This window comes from Bacillus cereus group sp. BfR-BA-01383, assembly GCF_022663495.1.
Lineage (GTDB): Bacteria > Bacillota > Bacilli > Bacillales > Bacillaceae_G > Bacillus_A > Bacillus_A cereus_AU.
In genome coordinates this window covers 153609-171653 of record NZ_JAKUFP010000001.1, presented here as the reverse complement: position 1 = coordinate 171653, position 18045 = coordinate 153609, and the positions used below count along the sequence as shown (strand labels likewise).

Genomic DNA, 18045 nt, shown 5'->3' with positions numbered 1-18045 from the left:
ATGAAACAAGTACAAACAAAAAGGGATTGGAAAAAACTTGCATACGACGTAGTAGAAGAAAAAATGATTACGAAAGAGGATGCAATAGCAATATTAGAAGCTGACGATACAGAGGTTTTAGAAATTATGAATGCGGCCTACATCATTCGCCATCATCATTTTGGTAAGAAGATCAAGTTGAACATGATTATTAATACGAAATCTGGCTTATGTCCTGAAGATTGCGGGTATTGTTCACAGTCTATTATTTCTGAAGCGCCAATTGATAAATATGCATGGTTAACGCAGGAAAAAATTGTAGAAGGAGCACACGAAGCAATTCGCCGTAAAGCGGGTACATATTGTATTGTAGCATCTGGACGTCGTCCGACGGATAAAGAAGTTAATCACGTAATTGGAGCAGTGAAGGAGATTCGTGAAACGACAGATTTGAAGATTTGTTGTTGTTTAGGTTTTTTAAACGAAGATCAAGCAGGGCGTTTAGCAGAAGCTGGTGTGCATCGTTATAATCACAACTTAAATACACATGAAAACAATTACGAGAGCATTTGCTCAACTCATACGTATGACGATCGTGTTGATACAGTTCAAAAAGCGAAACAAGCTGGTATTTCACCATGCTCAGGAGCGATTTTTGGAATGGGAGAAACAATTGAAGAGCGTGCTGAAATTGCATTTGAATTACAACGTATAGATGCAGATTCTATTCCTTGTAATTTCCTTGTTGCTGTAAAGGGTACACCGCTTGAAGGACAAAAAGAGTTAACACCTGTAGAATGTTTAAAAGTGCTGGCGATGATGCGTTTTGTAAACCCAACAAAAGAAATTCGTATTTCAGGAGGACGCGAAATTAATTTACGTTCTGTACAGCCGCTCGGTTTATTCGCAGCAAACTCTATCTTTGTTGGCGATTACTTAACGACAGCTGGACAGGAGCCGACTGCAGACTGGGGTATGATTGAAGATTTAGGATTCGAGATTGAGGAATGTGCGTTATAAAATAGATGAAAAGCAAACTCTTTAAAGGGTTTGCTTTTTTGTAAATAAAATGTAATAACAAGCCATTAACACTTGATACCATTGGTTTTTGAGCGAAAAAAAGAATTTTTGTGGACGAATTTTCCAAGCCCTAGTTGTACATAGTAAATATGTAATTTATATTGGGTTGGAGGATTTTACATGCATAAATACATATTAGCGATTATGATTTGTCTAATTTTAATAAAAGCAATAAGTGCTGATCCAGTTAAGGCCGCCAAAAATCCTGAACAAAAAGAAATGCAACAAAGAATTGAACAACATTTTCGAACGAAAGCTGAACATTTTGGCTTGAAAACGGAAGGGAAAGATTTAAAAGAAGTACGAAAAGAAATTACTATTATAGAAGAAGCAAAAAAAAGAGAGAATGTATGGAGAACAGCGCAAACTCTTCGTATACAAACAGAAGGAAAAACGATGGATGAATTAATAAAAGATTTACGGAAAAAGGTGGAAAAATAAAAAAGAGGCCGTGGCCTCTTTTTTTATTACGCCCATTGTTTTGATAAGTGAGCCATTTCAATGGCAGCAACTGCCGATTCATAGCCTTTATTACCAGCTTTTGTACCCGCGCGTTCAATTGCTTGCTCGATTGTTTCTGTTGTTAATACACCGAAAATAACTGGGATGTCTGTTTGTAGTGATAAAGATGCAACACCTTTTGCTACTTCATTACAAACGTAATCGTAATGCGTTGTAGCACCTCGAATTACTGTACCTAATGTAATAACGGCATCATACTTTCCGCTATTCGCCATTTTTTTTGCGATTAAAGGAATTTCAAATGCACCTGGAACCCAAGCAACATCGATATCATTTTCTTCTACACCGTGACGCTTTAATCCATCTAAAGCTCCGCCAAGTAACTTGCTTGTAATAAACTCATTAAAACGTCCAACAACAACCCCAACTTTTAATCCTGTACCAACTAAATGACCTTCGAATACCATAATAAATCTCTCCTTTAATTATAAATTTAATAAATGTCCTAATTTGTTTACTTTCGTTTGTAAATATGTTTTATTCTCTTCTTTTGTTGGCATTTGCAATGGTACACGCTCGACTACTTCTAAGTCGTAACCTTGTAAGCCAGCAATTTTTCGTGGATTATTCGTTAATAATCGTAAACTTTGTAAGCCTAAATCTTTTAAAATTTGAGCGCCAATACCGTAATCACGAAGATCAGCTGGGAATCCGAGCTTTTCATTTGCTTCTACAGTATCAAAGCCTTCTTCTTGTAATTTATAAGCACGAAGCTTATTAAGAAGGCCAATGCCTCGTCCTTCTTGCCTCATATAGAGAAGAACACCTTTTCCTTCACTTTCAATTTGAGAAAGTGCAGCATGAAGCTGTGGCCCGCAATCACAGCGACACGAACCAAATACATCTCCTGTTAAGCATTCGGAATGAACGCGCACGAGTACAGGTTCGCCTGTTGAAATATCACCTTTTACGAGCGCGATATGTTCTTTCGTATCCAATGAGTTAGAATAGCCAATTGCATGGAATGTACCGAAATCTGTAGGTAAAGTAATTTCAACTTCTCTTGTCACAAGTGTTTCATGATGGCGGCGATAAGCGATTAAATCTTCTATTGTAATCATTTTTATATCAAATTGTTTTGCGCACTCTATTAAATCAGGTACACGTGCCATCGTGCCGTCTTCATTTATAATCTCGCAAATGACCCCAGCTGGTTCTGCTCCGCAAAGCTTTGCTAAATCGACAGCAGCTTCTGTATGACCCGCGCGGCGAAGGACACCGCCTTCTTTCGCGATTAATGGAAAGATATGTCCAGGACGATTGAAATCAGCACCTTTTGATGCCGGGTTTAACAATTCTTGTATCGTAGTTGCACGTTCGTGAGCGCTAATCCCTGTTGTTGTAGAAACATGATCAATGCTCACTGTAAACGCAGTATGATGCGAATCTGTATTATGAGATACCATTGGTTCTAATTGTAGACGTTCTGCGTATTGTTCTGTAATCGGCACACAAACGAGACCACGACCATGTGTAATCATAAAATTAATTGTTTCTGGTGTAATATGCTCTGCTAAAGCAATAAAATCGCCTTCATTTTCTCGATTTTCATCATCACATACGATAACGACTTTTCCTTGTTTTAAATCTTCTAGAGCTTCTTCAATACGATGAAACATTATACTTCCCCCTTATAGAAATCCGTTTTCTTGTAAAAAGCTTTCGGTCATTGAGCCTGTTCTTTTTACAGGTTTAGTAATGAAGCGTTCGATATATTTACCAATCATGTCACACTCAATGTTTACGATATCTCCAGCATTCTTGTCCCCGATAACAGATTCGCTTACTGTGTGCGGGATGAGTGAAATGGTAATAGAAGAATCGTCTATATCAAATATCGTTAAACTCGTTCCATCGACAGCAACGGATCCTTTATGCAAACAATAGCGTAGTAATTCATCAGAAATTGCTATTTTATAATAGACGGCATTGTAGTGTTGTTTTTTAGTTAAAATCGTTCCGATGCCATCAATATGTCCTGAAACGAAATGTCCACCGAATCGTCCATTTGCAGCCATGGCCCGCTCTAAATTTACTTTAGAGTGTGATTTAAGTAGGCGAAGTGATGTTGATTTCATCGTTTCAGGCATTGCATCAACTGTAAAGGAAGTAGGTGTAAAACTCGTTACGGTTAAACAAATACCGTTAACCGCGATACTATCGCCTAACTTCACATCTGATAAAATTTTGTTTGCATGGATCGTTAACTTCATCGCTTCTCCGCTTTGTTGCATGTTTGTTATCGTTCCTAATTCTTCTACAATTCCTGTAAACATTTCGTCACCTCACTTTGAGCATTCGCAACAATTTTTATATCATCGCCAATTTGTTTCATCTCTTGAATTTTCAAGGGAAGTGCATCTTGTAATTTTGAAAAACCATTTCCTCCAAATAAAGTAGGAGCATCTTTCCCGCCAATTAATTTCGGGCTTATATACGTTACAATTTCATTGAAATTGTTTGATTGTAGGAAACTTGCATGTACTGTTTGACCACCTTCGACGAACAGAGAAAGTATCTGTTTCTCGCCGAGTAGGTATAAGACATCTTGGATTTCAATTTGTTTCGTTTTCATTTGGAATATAGCTATATTTTCAGATTCATAAGAAGCTATTTTCTCTTTATTTACATCCTTACCGACAATAATCCATGTCGGTGCTAAACCATCTGTCATGACATGGGAAGATGGTGGCGTTCGTAAATGGGTATCTAAAATAACGCGTATAGGATGTTTACCCCCGTTAGGAATTCTTGTTGTTAAATGGGGATTATCAGCTATAACTGTATTCACCCCTACAAGAATCGCATCATGAGTATGGCGATACTGGTGAACATCAGCTCGTGCTTTTTCACCTGTAATCCATTTGCTTTCACCAGTTACAGTTGCTGTTTTTCCATCTAAGCTCATTGCTGTTTTTATTGTTACAAATGGGCGTTTCGTTTTCATGTAGTGAAAAAAGTAGCGATTTAGTAAAACTGCTTCCGCTTCAAGAACACCGGTAGTTACTTCGATTCCAGCTTCTTCTAATCTCCTTTTTCCATTACCAGAAACGAGCGGGTTACAATCAAGGGTAGCAATGACAACGCGCTTAACTTCCTTTTCGATGAGCAATTCACAGCAAGGTGGTGTTTTTCCAAAGTGGCTACACGGTTCAAGTGTTACATAAACGGTAGCGTTTTTTGCATTCTCACCAGCCATTTGAAGGGCATGAACTTCTGCGTGTTCTTTACCAGCACGTAAATGAGCGCCCATACCGACGATGTTTCCATCTTTTACAACAACAGCACCAACCATAGGATTTGGACTCGTTTGTCCTGATGTCCCTTGTGCTAACTGCAAGGCAATCCTCATATATTCTTGATCTGTCATTCTCTTCACCTCTCCTGAAAAAATCAAAAAACCCCAAGGATATAAAATCCTTGGGGTTTGGGAGACGTGATTTCTAGAAATATAGTTCGAATACGAAAGTATAGGAAAGAAACCTAACGATGACTGATATTTTTGCATAAGGAAAAAACCTAGCAAAATATCGAGTTTTTCAAACGCTAGTCGCATCTTTTTATTTCAGCATAGAAACAAAAGCATATAAAATAAAACATATATAGAGACTCAAATTGAATCTTTAAAAATATGCATGCTGAAATAAAAGTGTATTCGCTATATAAAATTACTAGAAAACATATCCTTCTCCCATCCAGACTATACTGTCGGCCCTAGATTTTCACTAGATCCACCGTTTTCGAGTTGAAAACGGGTCACGGACTTAGAAGCGTTGGCTTCATCACCGCCGGTTGGGAATTTCACCCGACCCCGAAGGATGTTGTTTGCTCAAATTATAGCACAAAAAAGGAAAAAGGCTAGTAAAAAATATTCGAATGTGAAGAATTGTGTGAAAATAGATGTAATAGGAATGGAGATAAAATCAGTAGAAATGTTGTAAGTATGCGGTGTTAATAGAAAGAAAAAACATGCACAAAAAAATGTGCATGTTACGTACAAAACTATTCTGCCGCTGGTGCTCTAACAACAGATTCGAATTTACCTTTATGCGAAGCATCGCAATAAGGCATATTTTTCGATAAACCACAACGACATAAAGAAAATGCCGGTTTTGCAGGAAATACATTCCCTTGTGAGTCAACTAGTTCCACGTCCCCTGTAACGCGAAAAGAGCCATTATCATTTACTTTAATTTGTACTTTTGTCAATGTTATCCCTCCTTCCCAAACGCTTAATTTCATCATATAATCAAGGGAAGTACTTGGCAATATAAAGTGAAACTTTAATCAGTGGGGGTTTTGTTCATCCCCCGCTGATTATTAGCCCACGCCAATCGGGCGTTTACGGGCAGTGCCTAACTTCTTTGCCTCAGCCAAATTTTGAGGTGGGAGTCTTACTGCCCGCAAATAGCGGGATAAAAAGAGCACTTTGTTTGATGTAGAAGAGAGTGTTATAATGTTTTTTATAACTGACTAGAGTAAGGTGACGAAAGATGGATAAACAATTACATACATTACGAAATATTGTAAATGAGCGCACGTGGGCATCATTTTTGAATGATAATCATCCTTATAGCTTGTTGCACTGGTCCATTGCAGGTGTAGGACAAGAAGTGAAAGATGTTTGGTTACTTCAAGATGAGGTAACGTTTCAAACGACAGAATTTCCAACGCTAGATGAAGCGGTGCAATGGATCTCTGAAAATATGGAACAAGTTACAGATGTTTTGGCGCAATAAAAAAAACAGGCTTATGCAAGCCTGTTTTTTGTTTCTTTTACATATGTGTTTAAAAATTGGTCAACGGCTGCTTCATACTCTTCTTTATTTTCGTTATAAGAGCAAGCGTGTGCACCGTGTTCTGCAATATAAAGTTGTTTATTATTTTCTTTTGCTTCATATAACGCTTTTGTCATATCAGCTAAAATATAATCGTCATCTTTACTATGGATAAAGAGAACGGGATTGTTAATATTTTTTATACAGTCGATTGGTGAAACTTCACGAATTGTATAACCGTCACGAACTTTTAAAAAAGCATTTGCTAAAGGTAATAAAGGCCACTTTGGTAAATGGAATTCAACTTTTAAACGGTGCTGTAATTGTCCGTAGAAATCAGAAAAAGGACAATCTGCAATATAAAAATCAGCACCATCTTCTACAAATCCCGCGTATTGAAGAAGTGTTGCAGCTCCCATAGATTCACCATGAATACCAAGTGTTATATTTGTGCCAAAACGACTTTTTAGCCAGTCAACTACGGATTTTAAATCATGTTTTTCATAGTATCCATAGCTTGTTGTTTTTCCACCAGTTTTACCATGACGACGATGATCGTAAATAAGGACGTTATATCCTCTGCTTAAAAATAAGTTTGCATATTTCACAGAGTTCATTTTATTTACAGTTACACCGTGACAAAAAACCATAAATTTGTTGGAATGACCAGCAGGAATGTAATATCCGTGAAGATCATATCCGAATTGTGAAGGGATATGAATTTCTTCTTTATGAAGAGCATCAAAATCTTCTATACGAAAATGTTTTTTCGTTTCTCTTTCAAGTACTTCTTCCTCTGTTTTTTTCTTTAAGTACATCACTTTATTTGTAAAGAAAATCCCAAGAGCAGTTATCGCACCTAGTATAGTAAACAATGCTGCAAAAAAACGTTTCATACTTTACCTCATCCTCCAAATACCGTTACATGTGATACACTTACATTGTATCACAATGATAGAAAAGGGGAGAAATAGGAAATGGTGCATATACAAAAAATTACGCCAGCAATGAAAGAAACAATCCGGATGTTCATGTGTGAGAACTGGGGGAGCTCATTGATGGTTTCACGTGGGAGGGCGCATCAGTTAGAAGAGTTATCAGGATTTGTTGCATTCTTTGATGACAGAATAATCGGAATTATAACGTATGAAGTGATCGGAAATATGTGTGAAATCGTATCGTTAGATAGCTTTGAAGAAAGAAAGGGAATAGGGACGAAGCTTGTAAATTGTGTATTGCAAGTTGCAAAAGAAAGGCAGTGCCTGAAGGTTTGGCTCATTACAACAAATGATAATATGAACGCGTTACGTTTTTACCAAAAACGTAATTTCATGATGACTAATTTATATGTGAATGCAGTGGAAGAGGCACGAAAAATAAAGGAAGAAATTCCACGCATTGGGTATGATAATATCCCAATTTTACATGAAATTCAGTTGGAGCAGCGTTTAGTGAATTGATGTAACAATTTTCAGAAATATAAGTTATTAACCTTGACGAATATTATAATTTAGGTTACCGTAAAATTGTAATCTATTACCATATTAAGGGGTGACGATGTGGCAACTATACGTGATGTTGCAAAATTGGCAGGTGTTTCAGTCGCAACCGTTTCACGAGTTATTAATGAAAAAGGATACGTCCATGAAGATACAGTAAAACAAGTAAAGGAAGCAATTGAGGAATTACGCTATAGGCCAAACAGTGCAGCAAAGCCATTATTTAAGCAAAATTCAACGATAATTGCATTACTTGTAGATAATTTACGTAATCTATCAAACATTACTTTGCTACATTGTATTGAGGAAATAGCATATAAAGAAGGATATCAAATAATTGTTTGTAATATAGAGAATAAAGATAGGTACATACATATGTTGAAGCAAAATAACGTTGCGGGTGTTATTTTGACAAAATCAGTTTTTAAAAGTATAGGAGAAATTTCATTTCCATTTGTAGTGATTGAGGAAAAACAATCTCCTGCAAATTATTTTGAAAGTGGACAGAGAGCTGTTTCTTTATTGAAAGAGAAAGGCTGTCATTTTCTTGCTTATATCAGTGAGAGAGATGAAAGCGAAGAAATGGAAGAACATGTATCAGGATTTTTAGACGCTGTTTGGGAGGAAGGAATCTCTTATCGAGAAGAAAGTGTACAAGGGTATACGAATAAGCAGTTCATTACATTATTACAAAATCATCCGTATATAGATGGGATTGTAGTCTCAAGTGATAAGGTTGCTATTGAGTTAATCCGAGCAGCGAAATTTCTAAAAATACATATACCAGATAAATTAAAAATTATTGGACCTAATGGGAGTATAGAGTGCGAATGGATAGGTCCATCACTACCAGCAATTGAAAATTACGTCGAAGAAGAAGCGAAAATAGCTTTTCAACAATTAAAGGGAAAAATAAAAAAGTAAAAGGTGCGTTTTATACGCACCTTTTACAATGTAATTGCGGCAATAAAGCCAAATATAAGTAACGGTATATTATAATGCAGAAAAGTTGGTACACATGTATCCCATATATGATGGTGTTGACCGTCAGCGTTTAAACCTGATGTTGGTCCAAGTGTACTATCAGATGCTGGAGATCCTGCATCACCTAGCGCTCCTGCTGTACCGATAATTGAGATTGTGGCCATTGGACTAAATCCAAGCTGGATGCAAAGAGGTACAAAAATTGTTGTTAAGATAGGGATGGTTGAAAAAGATGAACCGATTCCCATCGTAATGAGAAGCCCAATAACGAGCATAAGAAACGCAGCAAGTGGTTTGTTATTTCCAATTATATGTGCACTCGTTTGCACAAGCGATTCAACATGTCCTGTTTTTCGAAGCACAGCGCTAAATCCAGCGGCAGAAATCATAACAAATCCGATAAAGGACATCATACGCATTCCACTTGTTAATATTGCATCTGCTTCTTTAAGAGGGAGACTACCACTAATTGATAAGACAATAATCCCTGCTAAAGCACCGAAAATCATTGATTCTGTTGCTAATTGAACTGTTAATGTAGCTATGATAGATAATAATCCGAAAGTAATACTTCGCTTTGTATAGGGAACGATTTCATTTTCGGCAGTATGAATTTGTTCTGTTTCATACGTACGAGGTTTTCGGTACGTAATGAATACCGCTACACATAATCCGATAATCATACCGATTGCCGGAATAGTCATCGCTTTTGGGATAAGCGCGACATCAAATGTAAGACCGCTTTGGGCAGCATTTGTTTGCAATACGTCATGATAAATTTTTCCGAATCCTGCAGGAATCCACATATAAGGTGTAATTAATCCGAATGTAATAATACATGTAACAAGTCTGCGATCCACTTTCAGCTCGTTTAATACTTTTAAAAGTGCTGGAATTAAGATTGGGATGAAAGCGATATGAACAGGGATAACATTTTGTGAGAAACAAGCCATTGTTAAAATGATGAATAAAATAAGTATTTTAGAATAAACTTGTTTTTTTGTGTCTTGTTCGTTGCCAACCCATTTTAATGCGGTTTGAATCATGGCATCTGGAAGTCCTGTTTTAGAAAGAGAAATAGCGAAACCGCCAAGCATTGCATAGCTTAATGCGATTGGAGCACTGTTTCCGAGACCGGTTGTAAAAGTGTTAATTGTTTCTGAAATACCGAGTCCGCCGATAAGTCCGCCTGTTAGAGCTCCAATAATGATGGCGACAATGACTTGGACACGTAACAAACTAAGCGATAGCATGACTGCTACTGCGACGAGTACAGCGTTCATAATAGATATAATCTCCCTAATTTTTATTCTGTTAAGGCAAGTAAATATGAAGCAGTTTGCTATATTTATACATACTTGCGACATATTATTATAAAATGTTTTCTATGAAATGTAAAAGAGCCTTTTGTATTTAATGTTGAAAAGATAGCTCTTGTTTGATGGATCGTAAAGAATTAGCAAATAGTTCTGGTTCTTCTAGATCAGGAGAATGTGCTGAATTTGGGAACCAAATCATTTTTTTTATGGGTGCTTCAATAACATCACAGTATTCTTGAACGAGTGCATAAGGAGTTTGATAATCATAGCGACCAGAACAAAAGTAAACAGGAATAGATAAACTTGAAATGGACGAAAAGAAATCGATTGTTAGCATTTCTTCCCATAAAACGCCAGATTTTAAGTTTCCTGCGAGAAACTTGAGCCAATCTAATAGCGTGTATTCAGGAGAAAAGAAACCTTTTCGTATGAAAGAAAAGGAAGATCCATTTTGGATTGCTCCTCCGAATGTGCCAAGCCACTTTCTTTGAATAATGAGACGTCTCGTATCTAAAAATGGTGGTTTACCTAATTTTAAAAGGGAAGCTAATGCTTTTTTATGATCATGCTTTTTTGCAGAATTAATTAAATGTTGATATAGCAATTCTTCGTTTTGTTTCATATGTACAATCTGCCCAATACCAATGTAAGCCTCGATATACTTTGGGTAGCGATGTGCGATTTTAAGCCCGATAATACTTCCCCAAGAATGACCAGCGAGAAATAGTTTTTGTTTGTTGAACCTTTTGAGTACATACTGAATAACTTCTTGTGCATCGGAAACGAATTGTTCGATTGTAAAATTTGCCCCGAAATCTTTCATTGAAAAGGATTTACCTGCCCCGCGTTGATCCCAATTAATAACGATAAAGTGTTTCTCTAATTCTTTTTGAAAATGGCGAATAAATCCGATTTGTGCCATGCCAGGTCCACCGTGACAGCATAATAAAATAGGCTGTTCTATGTTTTGCCCGCGCATAAGGAGAGATTGTTTTCGATTATTAATCATAACGCTTTCCATCGTAGCGATACTATTAGGAATGAGTTGTTTCTTTTCATTATAGAACTGTGGGGTATAGCTACGAAAAAGCATATTGAAAACCTCCTTTTCTGAAATCGTATGAATCGCACAGGCTATTTATTTTGCATATACTGTTAGAAAATCATTGTAACATACCATACTAGTGTCATTTCAACATGGGAGGAGGGGAAATTGTGACGATTGGAGAAATTATAGATTGTTTAAATAGACGTGAATCAATCGCTATTATAGCGAAACGCCTTGAAATAAGTCCATATACACTATCGAAGAAATTAAGATTAATTGGATATGAATATGACGGAGAGCAGAAGAAACGTATTTTTGTAGGAGATGGAGAAGAACCACGTCACTTACAACTCCAAGAAGCGACCGCCCTTCAACATGAGAAAACAGATTATCAATTATTAATTTATGAGCAATTACAAAGCATTTATGAATTACTAAGAAAAAGAGAAGAAGTAAGTGCACCAATTATGAGTAAAAGTACAGAGAAAAAGAAACGAACCTTTTCTATTAATAAAGAAGTATTAGCAAGATTAGACGTTATATCAGAATCGAAAGGAGTTCAAAAATCTAAACTTGTCGAAGAGGCACTGCAGCAATTTTTACAGCAATATGACTTTAACGAAACATCACATTTTGATAACTAAAGAAAAGGATACTATGTTCATTGTAAGAACGAGTATCCTTTTCTTTGTTTCATGTATATTACGGATAAAATAAAGGGTAAGTGCATATCCTTTGCAATGAAAAAATATGGATCAATTGTTAGGAAAATACTTAATTTACTTTTTGAATCCTTCCATCAATAACTGGTTGAATTGGCTCTTTTACTTGTTTTACATAATCGACTAGCGCTTCAAAGTCGTTTGGACCAGTTTCTGCATTTTTACCATTTGTAAATGATACGAATCCGTCACCGCCAGAAGCTAAGAAAGCATTTGCAACTACGCTATACGTTTTAGATGGTGATAACTCTTCGCCCTTTGTTAAGCGAATATTTGTAACCTTTTCACCGTTTGGTTTATTTGCATCCCAAGTATATTGAATACCTGAAATTTGAAGCATTCTTGTTGTTCCTTTTTGCCATTGTTGATTTAAAATATCGCGAATATCTTGACCTGTTAAATCTACTTTAATTAATTGATTTCCAAAAGGCTGAATGCCGTACAATTCGCCCCATGTAATATCACCAGCATCTAAGTCATTACGAATGCCGCCCGGATTCATAAGTGCGATTTGAGCTTGCATCGTTTGACGCTGGGCATCGGCAATTAAATTTCCAAGAGTAGACTCGCCAGCATCGTTTTGTTTACGATCGATAGGTGCTGTAGATTTTCCAACAACTTCATTTACAAGTGGTGCAATTTTTTCTTTATATTGATCTAACTTTTGTTTTACTTGTTTATCAGGTTCTACACCTTCATGGTATGTTGTAATAACTTCAGCTTTTTTCTTCACAATATCTTTTGTTTTTCTATCAATCGTTACATCTACATCAGAGAAAGCCATTCCGTAAGAGTTCGCTTGGACAATTAGTTTATTATTTACTGTACCGTTTACATACGTATGACTATGCCCACCGAAAATAACATCAACTTCTGGATCTGTTTCATTTGCAATTCGGTTAAGATCGCCATTTGTTATACCAGACTCATCAGTTGTTCCGCCGACATGTGCAAGGACAACGATGGATTTAACGCCGAGACGTTTTAATTGTTGCGTTGATTTATTAATTGCTTCCACTTCGTCAGTGATCTGTACATTTTTAAGCATAGTAGGCATAACGACATTGGGTGTATCAGTTGTAACAACGCCAATGAATCCTACAGGAACACCATTTACCATTTTTACAGTAAATGGTGGTAAAAATAAGCGACCAGTTGATTTGTTATAGAAGTTTGCAGCGACATAAGGGAAGTTAGCACCTTTGAAATTCCCTGTTTTTTCGTGATATCCACCATAAATGAGGCGTTTCATTTCATCGATGCCTTCATCAAATTCATGGTTTCCAATTGTACCAACATCAAATTTTAAGTCATTTAAAAATTCAATAGTCGGTTCATCTTGTAACAATGCTGAAACTGGTGGACTAGCTCCGACGACATCGCCAGCATGCACGAGAAGGGTGTTAGGGTTTTGTTTTTTACGTTCTTTTAAATAAGTGGCTAAGTAATCAGCGCCACCAGCTTCTTTGTTATTAATTTTTTTAACAGTATCTAGTTGTCCATGAAAATCATTAATACCAAGCATTTGTACATCTATGTAGCGGTTTTGTTCAGCTGGAGTCTGAGATGGGGGAGCGGCGAATACGTTTGAAAAGGTAATGGTACTTAAAATAGCAACAGCAGGAATAATTTTTTTCCACATGATTCATTTCTCCTTTTTTTATAATCTGACATCATACGACATAATTTTAATAGATTCATAGGATTATATCCATATAAAAATTTTGTTTTTTCGAAAAATTAACACATTTACAAAAAATGAATAATAGAGTAGTGACCTTTTTTGTTGTCGATTTCATCGTGTATCCTCTATAATGGAGAAAAAAGTAAAAGGTGAGCAGTATGAAGAAAAAGAAACAAAAACAAATGCAAAGACAATCGCAAGTGAATCAACCAAAGAAAGAATCGCTTACATTAGGTGATCAATTAAATGATTCACTCATGCAGCAATTAAAGAATAAGAAAAAAGAGTTGCAAGTGAGAGAAGAGAAAAAAGAGGCAGCAGAACTAGAAAGAAAGCGTCAGGAACAAAAAGAGCGTGAAAAGAATAAATCATTTGAAGAACTGTTAAGTGAAAGTAACCTTACTTGGAAAGACTTTAAATAATAACGAAAATGATCAGTGAAATACCGCTGATCATTTTTTTGACGAGCTTGTAAGAAAAGGGGAGTTTAAATGAGAAAAATTGTAGTCGTTCCGCATGAAAATCATTGGGGTGAAAAATTTCAAATAGAGTCCGAAAGATTAAAATCAGCGATGCCAGAAACGGTGAAAATCTATCATATTGGTAGTACGTCAGTGCCGGGGCTTGCGGCAAAGCCTATCATTGATATGATAATGGAAGTAGATAATATTGAAAGAGTAGATCATTGGAATGAAAAATTTGATGAGCTTGGTTACATTGTGAAAGGGGAAAATGGTATTTCAGGTCGTCGTTTTTTTATTCATGGAACTGAGGAGAAACGCTCGTATCATTTGCATGTATTTGAAAAAGGAAATCCTGAGATTACAAGGCATTTAGCATTTCGTGATTATATGATGGCTCATTGTGAAGAAGCAGAGGCATATGCAACTTTAAAGAAAGAACTAGCTGAAAAATATACATATGATGGCACGTTGTATACAGAAGGAAAAAATGAGTTTGTACGTAATGTGGATGAAAAAGCGAAAGAATGGATAGAAAGTAACGTGAACGACTGAATTCATGTTACTTTTTAAAAGGGTATAAAATTATTATGTAAACTGTACGTATGTTTTGACTTTTTGGATGAATATTGTTGAAATAAAGTTGTGGTTTATAAAAATGTAAGAATGAAAGGGAGACGACTGTGCATATTCCAACAATTACACTTCATAATGGCGTGAAAATGCCAATGATTGGCCTAGGCGTTTATAAAGCGAAAGAAGGCGACGAAGTAAAACAGGCAGTAAAAACAGCGTTAGAAGTTGGATACCGTTCAATTGATACAGCAACTGTATATGGAAATGAAAGCGGTGTCGGAGAAGCGATTCGTGAATCAGGAATTCCGAGAGAAGACATATTTATTACGACAAAAGTTTGGAACGACGATCAAGGATATGAAGAGACGCTCGAGGCTTTTGAAAAAAGTTTAAAAAAATTACAAATGGACTATGTAGATTTATACTTAATCCACTGGCCAATTAGAGGGAAGTATGTTGATACGTACCGTGCTTTAGAAAAATTATATGAAGAAGGAAAAGTGCGCGCGATCGGTGTTTCTAATTTTCATAAACATCATTTAGAGCTGTTATTACCAAATTGCAAAGTAAAGCCGATGGTAAACCAAGTGGAACTTCATCCAATGTTAGCGCAATTTGAATTGCGTAATTTCTGTCAAAGTGAGCAAATTCAAATGGAAGCATGGAGTCCATTAATGAGAGGCGGCGAAGTGTTCCAGCACCCAATCATTCAAACGATTGCTAATAAATATGAAAAAACACCTGCGCAAGTTATATTAAGATGGGATATTCAAAGTGGAATTGTTACAATTCCTAAATCTGTTACACCATCTCGCATTCAGGAGAATTTTACTATTTTTGATTTCTCATTAACTGAAGAAGAGATGGATCAAATTAATACGTTAAATCGTAATTTACATGTAGGAACGAATCCTGATAAATATGATACGTTATAAAAAAAGACTGCCTCCTAATGTTGGGGCAGTCTTCTGTTTTATCGGTAAATCGATATTTTTAACGATGCAAAGCATATGAATCATATTTGGCGATTTTTTGAAGCTGTACGTACTTTTCTTTTGTTAAAGGCGACTGTTGGCTAGCTCGTACATTTGCCTGTAGTTGTTGAATAGAGCTTGCACCAGGTATAACGGCTGCAACAGTTTCGTTATGTAAGCAATATTGAATAGCTGTTTCTGTTAAAGAGTTTTCTCCGATAACTTTTTTTACACTCTCGAGTGTTGTATTTAATTCATCGTAAGAATAAGAGAGGTAATCTTTTTCTTTTACTCGTTCTATCTTTCTTGCATTGTCGTCAGTTAAAATGCCTTTCGCAAGTGGTCCGCGAGCAATAACGCTAATTTGATGCTCATTAAGCATCGGGAACCATTCTTCAGGACGACGATTTAAAAGGCTGTACTCCATTAAAACACTAACGATATTTGATCGCTTTGCATACTCACGGATGACATTTGGACGTATAGAAGAAATACCGTAATAGCGAATGACACCTTCTTTTTTTAATTCTTCAAAAGCTTCAATTGCTTCATCTATAGGATCTTCAATCGTACCGCCATGTAGTTGATAAAGATCAATATAATCTGTTTGAAGTCTACGCAAACTTTCTTTTACTTCAGCCTTTATGTAAGCTTTAGAAGGGTCCCAAGACCAGCCATTTTTTTCTTCTGTCCATCGATTTCCAACCTTAGTTGTAAGAACAATTTGGTCCCGTTTTCCCTTTAAGGATTTTCCAACAAATTCTTCATTTAATCCATAATCGTATAAATCGGCTGTATCAAAAAAGTTAATACCTAAATCGATTGCCTCATCGATAATACGCATAGCTTCAGCTTCAGATGTACCGAGAGACATACAGCCAAGGCCCATTTCTGTAACAAACAAATCTGAGTTTCCTAATTGACGTTTTTTCATAGGTCAACCTCCTTATCTTTATTGTACGAAAGGGAAAAGAGGTTGACAAACGTTTACTTTTTATTTGCTGTAATCCACTCTTGTACGGTTGTATACTCTTTGCCATATTGTTTTAGCTTATGGCGAATTTGCCATGCTTTGCCGACTAAAGTGACGCGATTTGGTAAAATATAAACTTTCATTTCTATCACGCTCCTTTCAATGTGGTAAAATGTATGAAGAAAGAATAGGAAATAGAACAGGGAGATGAAGTAGTATGAGTAATCTTGCAGAGAGAACGGTAAAAACTGAGCCGATTTTTGATGGTAGAGTTATAAAAGTTCGTGTTGATGATGTAGTATTACCAAATGGAGAAATGAGTAAACGTGAAATTGTAAATCATCCTGGTGCAGTTGCTATTATTGCTATTACTGATGAGGGGAAAATTGTGCTTGTTGAGCAGTATCGTAAAGCGCTTGAAAAGGCGATTATAGAAATTCCAGCTGGTAAGCTAGAACCTGGTGAAAAACCTGAGGTGACAGCAGTTCGTGAATTAGAAGAGGAAACAGGGTATGTATGTGAAAATATGGAGCTCATTACTTCTTTCTATACATCTCCAGGGTTCGCAGATGAAATTTTATATGTATATAAAGCGACAGGTTTGACAAAAAAAGAAAATAAAGCGGCTTTAGATGAAGATGAGTTTGTGGAATTAATGGAAGTATCATTAGAAGAAGCGATTACACTTATGAAAGATCTTCGTATTCATGATGCGAAGACGATGTTTGCAGTACAATATTTACAATTACAAAAATAAACACTCGCCAAAGGCGAGTGTTTTTTAATTGATTTTTGCGTATACACGTGCATCACGTAAGCTACCATCTGGCGCTAGGAAATCATTTTCCATTGTACCTTCTAAAATAAATTCTAAACGTTCTGCTAAGTTACATGCATTTGCATTTGTTGCATCAGTACGAATTTCAATTCTTCTAGCACCTAGCTTATCAAAGGCAAATTGAATCGCCCCTTTAACAGCTTCGGTCATATAGCCTTGTTTTGTATAAGCGCTATGTAGCCAGAAGTGAAGTGAAAACTTTGGAATATCCCAGTTTTCAGGCTTGAGCGTAATAGCTCCGATGAATGTACCAGATACTTTATCGTATAAGTGAAAATCAAGTGTTTCACGAAGTAAAAACTGTCCATGAGCGTTACGAACAATTTCTTCAGCACTCTCTTCTGTTTCAGCGTTAATTGGTATCCACGGTACTAAGTCTTCTAGAGAAGCTTGGATTGCTTCATACACTTCGGCACCATCACCTGGAAACGGTTTACGAACTTGTAAGCGTTCAGTTTGAAATAATGTTGGAAAATCTAATAATAATGGTTTCAAGAGAAATCCCTCCTATTCTCTACCTTTTAGTTTAGCAAAGTAGAGCGGAATTTCAATGTTAATTCGTCATACTTTTTTTCTTTCTTTCATACATTTTTAGTAATAGTGTGAAC

The 18045-nt window shown here is 36.3% G+C and carries 22 protein-coding genes and 1 riboswitch; of the genes, 10 read left to right on the top strand and 12 right to left on the bottom strand.

Annotated elements, in window-relative coordinates; genetic code table 11:
- The gene (gene bioB / locus MR065_RS00985) at positions 1-999 is read left to right on the top strand and encodes a biotin synthase (protein ID WP_000815851.1); all 999 of its coding nucleotides are present in this window, start codon (positions 1-3) and stop codon (positions 997-999) included.
- Positions 1000-1179: 180 nt separating this feature from the next.
- Positions 1180-1500 carry a hypothetical protein gene (locus tag MR065_RS00980; protein WP_242212181.1) on the top strand — a complete coding sequence of 107 codons (321 nt, stop codon included), beginning with the start codon at positions 1180-1182 and terminating at the stop codon, positions 1498-1500.
- Between the two features lie 26 nt (positions 1501-1526).
- Here the strand turns inward: MR065_RS00980 and ribH are convergent, their stop codons facing one another.
- The 5 genes from ribH to MR065_RS00955 all read right to left on the bottom strand — a co-directional run bounded on the left by ribH (position 1527) and on the right by MR065_RS00955 (position 5826).
- Complete coding sequence (ribH, locus tag MR065_RS00975) at positions 1527-1988, bottom strand: 6,7-dimethyl-8-ribityllumazine synthase (RefSeq protein ID WP_000230892.1); 462 nt, start codon at positions 1986-1988, stop codon at positions 1527-1529.
- An 18-nt stretch (positions 1989-2006) separates the two neighbouring features.
- Positions 2007-3200 carry a bifunctional 3,4-dihydroxy-2-butanone 4-phosphate synthase/GTP cyclohydrolase II gene (ribBA, locus tag MR065_RS00970; RefSeq protein ID WP_242212179.1) on the bottom strand — a complete coding sequence of 398 codons (1194 nt, stop codon included), beginning with the start codon at positions 3198-3200 and terminating at the stop codon, positions 2007-2009.
- A gap of 12 nt (positions 3201-3212) precedes the next feature.
- Positions 3213-3857, bottom strand: coding sequence for a riboflavin synthase subunit alpha (gene ribE / locus MR065_RS00965; protein ID WP_242212178.1), 645 nt, complete (start codon positions 3855-3857; stop codon positions 3213-3215).
- The gene (gene ribD, locus MR065_RS00960; protein ID WP_242212176.1) at positions 3839-4951 is read right to left on the bottom strand and encodes a bifunctional diaminohydroxyphosphoribosylaminopyrimidine deaminase/5-amino-6-(5-phosphoribosylamino)uracil reductase RibD; all 1113 of its coding nucleotides are present in this window, start codon (positions 4949-4951) and stop codon (positions 3839-3841) included. The genes ribE and ribD overlap by 19 nt, the downstream gene beginning before the upstream one ends.
- A 309-nt stretch (positions 4952-5260) precedes the next feature.
- Positions 5261-5404, bottom strand: a riboswitch (FMN riboswitch).
- A 179-nt stretch (positions 5405-5583) separates the two neighbouring features.
- A complete protein-coding gene (locus MR065_RS00955) occupies positions 5584-5826 on the bottom strand; it encodes a CDGSH iron-sulfur domain-containing protein (RefSeq protein WP_242212309.1) in 243 nt (80 codons plus the stop codon).
- Between the two features lie 248 nt (positions 5827-6074).
- Here MR065_RS00955 and MR065_RS00950 point away from each other — a divergent pair, with 248 nt between their 5' ends.
- Positions 6075-6320 carry a DUF2552 family protein gene (locus MR065_RS00950; protein WP_242212174.1) on the top strand — a complete coding sequence of 82 codons (246 nt, stop codon included), beginning with the start codon at positions 6075-6077 and terminating at the stop codon, positions 6318-6320.
- A gap of 11 nt (positions 6321-6331) precedes the next feature.
- On the opposite strand, the gene MR065_RS00945 is transcribed toward MR065_RS00950, so the two are convergent.
- A complete protein-coding gene (locus MR065_RS00945) occupies positions 6332-7255 on the bottom strand; it encodes an alpha/beta hydrolase (protein WP_098268008.1) in 924 nt (307 codons plus the stop codon).
- Positions 7256-7336: 81 nt separating this feature from the next.
- Between MR065_RS00945 and MR065_RS00940 the strand changes: the two genes are divergently transcribed.
- The gene (locus MR065_RS00940) at positions 7337-7819 is read left to right on the top strand and encodes a GNAT family N-acetyltransferase (RefSeq protein ID WP_242212172.1); all 483 of its coding nucleotides are present in this window, start codon (positions 7337-7339) and stop codon (positions 7817-7819) included.
- Between the two features lie 99 nt (positions 7820-7918).
- A complete protein-coding gene (locus MR065_RS00935; protein WP_242212169.1) occupies positions 7919-8782 on the top strand; it encodes a LacI family DNA-binding transcriptional regulator in 864 nt (287 codons plus the stop codon).
- Between the two features lie 23 nt (positions 8783-8805).
- On the opposite strand, the gene MR065_RS00930 is transcribed toward MR065_RS00935, so the two are convergent.
- Positions 8806-10125, bottom strand: a complete 1320-nt coding sequence (locus MR065_RS00930; RefSeq protein ID WP_098268005.1) for a Na+/H+ antiporter family protein — start codon at positions 10123-10125, stop codon at positions 8806-8808.
- 130 nt (positions 10126-10255) lie between these two features.
- Positions 10256-11254: an alpha/beta fold hydrolase gene (locus MR065_RS00925; RefSeq protein WP_242212167.1), complete on the bottom strand. Its 999-nt coding sequence runs from the start codon at positions 11252-11254 to the stop codon at positions 10256-10258.
- A 122-nt stretch (positions 11255-11376) separates the two neighbouring features.
- Here MR065_RS00925 and MR065_RS00920 point away from each other — a divergent pair, with 122 nt between their 5' ends.
- The gene (locus MR065_RS00920; protein WP_098268003.1) at positions 11377-11853 is read left to right on the top strand and encodes a ribbon-helix-helix domain-containing protein; all 477 of its coding nucleotides are present in this window, start codon (positions 11377-11379) and stop codon (positions 11851-11853) included.
- Positions 11854-11983: 130 nt separating this feature from the next.
- Here the strand turns inward: MR065_RS00920 and MR065_RS00915 are convergent, their stop codons facing one another.
- A complete protein-coding gene (locus MR065_RS00915; RefSeq protein WP_242212166.1) occupies positions 11984-13573 on the bottom strand; it encodes a bifunctional metallophosphatase/5'-nucleotidase in 1590 nt (529 codons plus the stop codon).
- Between the two features lie 200 nt (positions 13574-13773).
- Between MR065_RS00915 and MR065_RS00910 the strand changes: the two genes are divergently transcribed.
- The 3 genes from MR065_RS00910 to MR065_RS00900 all read left to right on the top strand — a co-directional run bounded on the left by MR065_RS00910 (position 13774) and on the right by MR065_RS00900 (position 15587).
- Positions 13774-14037 (top strand): YqkE family protein, encoded by a 264-nt coding sequence (locus tag MR065_RS00910; protein WP_141436238.1) that lies wholly within the window; start codon positions 13774-13776, stop codon positions 14035-14037.
- A 69-nt stretch (positions 14038-14106) separates the two neighbouring features.
- Entirely contained in the window at positions 14107-14631 is a 525-nt protein-coding gene (locus tag MR065_RS00905; protein WP_242212164.1) for a GrpB family protein, read from the top strand.
- 128 nt (positions 14632-14759) lie between these two features.
- Positions 14760-15587 (top strand): aldo/keto reductase, encoded by an 828-nt coding sequence (locus tag MR065_RS00900; RefSeq protein WP_242212162.1) that lies wholly within the window; start codon positions 14760-14762, stop codon positions 15585-15587.
- A gap of 58 nt (positions 15588-15645) precedes the next feature.
- On the opposite strand, the gene MR065_RS00895 is transcribed toward MR065_RS00900, so the two are convergent.
- Positions 15646-16560 carry an aldo/keto reductase gene (locus MR065_RS00895; RefSeq protein ID WP_242212160.1) on the bottom strand — a complete coding sequence of 305 codons (915 nt, stop codon included), beginning with the start codon at positions 16558-16560 and terminating at the stop codon, positions 15646-15648.
- Between the two features lie 53 nt (positions 16561-16613).
- Positions 16614-16742, bottom strand: coding sequence for a Z-ring formation inhibitor MciZ (gene mciZ / locus MR065_RS00890; RefSeq protein ID WP_000870295.1), 129 nt, complete (start codon positions 16740-16742; stop codon positions 16614-16616).
- A 74-nt stretch (positions 16743-16816) separates the two neighbouring features.
- Here mciZ and MR065_RS00885 point away from each other — a divergent pair, with 74 nt between their 5' ends.
- On the top strand, positions 16817-17356 hold the full coding sequence (locus MR065_RS00885; RefSeq protein WP_088231056.1) for an NUDIX domain-containing protein: 540 nt from the start codon (positions 16817-16819) through the stop codon (positions 17354-17356).
- 24 nt (positions 17357-17380) lie between these two features.
- On the opposite strand, the gene MR065_RS00880 is transcribed toward MR065_RS00885, so the two are convergent.
- Complete coding sequence (locus tag MR065_RS00880; protein ID WP_097902548.1) at positions 17381-17932, bottom strand: GNAT family N-acetyltransferase; 552 nt, start codon at positions 17930-17932, stop codon at positions 17381-17383.
- Positions 17933-18045 lie beyond the last annotated feature (113 nt).

Excerpts from the sequence above, each read along its gene's own strand:
- MR065_RS00895 (WP_242212160.1), bottom strand. The coding sequence starts at position 16,560 with ATGAAAAAACGTCAATTAGGAAACTCAGATTTGTTTGTTACAGAAATG.
- MR065_RS00915 (WP_242212166.1), bottom strand. The coding sequence starts at position 13,573 with ATGTGGAAAAAAATTATTCCTGCTGTTGCTATTTTAAGTACCATTACC.
- mciZ (WP_000870295.1), bottom strand. The coding sequence starts at position 16,742 with ATGAAAGTTTATATTTTACCAAATCGCGTCACTTTAGTCGGCAAAGCA.
- MR065_RS00885 (WP_088231056.1), top strand. The coding sequence starts at position 16,817 with ATGAGTAATCTTGCAGAGAGAACGGTAAAAACTGAGCCGATTTTTGAT.
- MR065_RS00955 (WP_242212309.1), bottom strand. The coding sequence starts at position 5,826 with ATGATGAAATTAAGCGTTTGGGAAGGAGGGATAACATTGACAAAAGTA.
- ribD (WP_242212176.1), bottom strand. The coding sequence starts at position 4,951 with ATGACAGATCAAGAATATATGAGGATTGCCTTGCAGTTAGCACAAGGG.
- MR065_RS00980 (WP_242212181.1), top strand. The coding sequence starts at position 1,180 with ATGCATAAATACATATTAGCGATTATGATTTGTCTAATTTTAATAAAA.
- MR065_RS00930 (WP_098268005.1), bottom strand. The coding sequence starts at position 10,125 with ATGAACGCTGTACTCGTCGCAGTAGCAGTCATGCTATCGCTTAGTTTG.
- MR065_RS00905 (WP_242212164.1), top strand. The coding sequence starts at position 14,107 with ATGAGAAAAATTGTAGTCGTTCCGCATGAAAATCATTGGGGTGAAAAA.
- bioB (WP_000815851.1), top strand. The coding sequence starts at position 1 with ATGAAACAAGTACAAACAAAAAGGGATTGGAAAAAACTTGCATACGAC.
- MR065_RS00925 (WP_242212167.1), bottom strand. The coding sequence starts at position 11,254 with ATGCTTTTTCGTAGCTATACCCCACAGTTCTATAATGAAAAGAAACAA.
- ribBA (WP_242212179.1), bottom strand. The coding sequence starts at position 3,200 with ATGTTTCATCGTATTGAAGAAGCTCTAGAAGATTTAAAACAAGGAAAA.
- MR065_RS00910 (WP_141436238.1), top strand. The coding sequence starts at position 13,774 with ATGAAGAAAAAGAAACAAAAACAAATGCAAAGACAATCGCAAGTGAAT.
- MR065_RS00940 (WP_242212172.1), top strand. The coding sequence starts at position 7,337 with ATGGTGCATATACAAAAAATTACGCCAGCAATGAAAGAAACAATCCGG.
- MR065_RS00950 (WP_242212174.1), top strand. The coding sequence starts at position 6,075 with ATGGATAAACAATTACATACATTACGAAATATTGTAAATGAGCGCACG.
- MR065_RS00945 (WP_098268008.1), bottom strand. The coding sequence starts at position 7,255 with ATGAAACGTTTTTTTGCAGCATTGTTTACTATACTAGGTGCGATAACT.
- ribE (WP_242212178.1), bottom strand. The coding sequence starts at position 3,857 with ATGTTTACAGGAATTGTAGAAGAATTAGGAACGATAACAAACATGCAA.
- ribH (WP_000230892.1), bottom strand. The coding sequence starts at position 1,988 with ATGGTATTCGAAGGTCATTTAGTTGGTACAGGATTAAAAGTTGGGGTT.